This window comes from Pseudomonas sp. NPDC087614, from assembly GCF_044743485.1.
Lineage (GTDB): Bacteria > Pseudomonadota > Gammaproteobacteria > Pseudomonadales > Pseudomonadaceae > Aquipseudomonas > Aquipseudomonas baetica_A.
Genome location: NZ_JBIUWN010000180.1, coordinates 1 through 1,796, shown reverse-complemented (window position 1 = coordinate 1,796; position 1,796 = coordinate 1). Strand labels below are relative to the sequence as shown.

General features: G+C 49.6%; 1 protein-coding gene and 1 pseudogene. Both read left to right on the top strand.

Annotated elements, in window-relative coordinates; translation table 11 throughout:
- Window positions 1–1,289: pseudogene (locus ACIOWA_RS27915) on the top strand (hypothetical protein); the annotation flags it as partial.
- A complete protein-coding gene (locus tag ACIOWA_RS27910; RefSeq protein WP_401162924.1) occupies window positions 1,286–1,627 on the top strand; it encodes a hypothetical protein in 342 nt (113 codons plus the stop codon). The pseudogene ACIOWA_RS27915 and the gene ACIOWA_RS27910, both read left to right, overlap by 4 nt.
- The last annotated feature ends 169 nt before the right edge of the window (window positions 1,628–1,796 follow it).

Genomic DNA, 1,796 nt, shown 5'->3' with positions numbered 1-1,796 from the left:
GTGATGTGAACAAGGCCTATGAGATCACCAAGGATGAGGATCATCGCACGACGTTGTATGCGAGCAGTTCCTCCATTGATGCCGTTAGCCATCCGTTAGAGACGCTGGAGCGTTGGGGCGAAAGCGTTACCGACTTCAAAAAGAACATGCTCAACCAAGCCTTGGCCGGCGCCGATTTCCTGAAAAACCTCGATCGGGCGATCAACGCTCAGTTTGTCGATATGGATGACGTTCCTCATTCCCTCATCACGGAACTGGGTCAAAACCGCGCATTGGCAGTGACCAAGAACTTTGTACGCCAAGGGGTTGATCTGGATCAGATCAAGAATCTGGACCCGCACGTATTGAAAGGGATTGATGCATTCGCTAAGGAGGCAGCGGAGTTTGAGGAGATATTGAATAGCTGCAAGGTCAACGACACTTGCCCAAATATTGCCAGGGAGGAACCCGTCGAGCCGGATAGGCCGAACACGATGACGCTACCGGAACAGGAGATCAACGCGGAGCTGGTCAACCATGGCAAAAATGCCTTGGATAACGTGCTGAAAGTAGTTGCAATGACTCAAGGCATGGATCCTGAGAAGCTAGCCGCGACCTACATCGCGATTCAGGCCGTCATGGGGCCAATGAAGTTAATTCTGAGCATGGCCGCCAACGGTCTGATGCATGCGGCATTTGCCGATGAACTCGAAAAACTCGACGAATACAAAACTACCGCTGCAATCAAGCTTACCGCCAAATTGATTGACAAGAGCGAGCAGACGCTCGCCATTGACAACCAGACAGCTAAAGTCGGGCATGAAAACGGCAACCCAAAGTTCAGATTCGATGGCGATGATTATGTCGTCGCAACGCGTTTCCTGATTGATGCTGCGCTTGGCGAGTTCAAGGCCCTTGGTGTCAAAGGCGTTGGACGGGTGCTGGAAGTCACCCGGAAAACGGGTGGCAAACGAACGGGTTCTGATAAACCGCCTACCCCGGAGAGACCTGTAATTCCGAAAGTTGAAAAAATGGAGGATTTGTTCAGTCAACCAGGATTCGGTTCGGATCTGGCTGACGCCACGCGAAAAACGTCCAAACGATACGACGGGCAGGCAGTCTACCAAGCGACAAGTAAGCTTGGCCCTGAGATCAAGAAAGGTGACCAGATTTATCTTGATAACGCTCACAATGACCACCTTGAGGTCTTCGACAAATTTAACGATGTGAAGGTTGTGTTGAACCTCGATGGTTCGGTAAATGAAGCAAAAACAAAAAAAGCCCGCGCGGAAAAGAGAAAGTTGAGATGAATGATTTCGAGTCGGTGAAAAACCTGATCATCCAATTGGTGAAAGAAAAAACCGGTAGTTTTGATGGTGACAGTTGGGAGGCTGATTACAAGCTGAATTGGGAAGCCGAGTTGTCGGAAAGGCTTGAGAAAGCTCTTTTCAACATGTCCAAAATGGCCTCCGCCCGGGAGAGTGGGGACGATGTCATGTTGACGGCGGCACTGGTGCATACACGTATGAATTTCATGGATCTTGCGAATTTTTTCAGGGATATCTATGACGATCTGGATGCGTTGCTCGTAAAACCAGTTTGGCCTGACATTCCCGAAGGGTTTGATTATGGAAAGAGCTCGAATTAACGGGCCTTATCCTCTGGCTGGGAGGATATTGGGACAGACCACGTTTAGAAAGTACTGCGAAAACGTAGTCTGTCCCTGAGAAATCCCCGCTTTTTCCTACGAGAAATCAAGAAGTTGGGAATTGAAGAGACCTGCATGGGTCGGCAGCTTGTATTGCACCACACAAAAA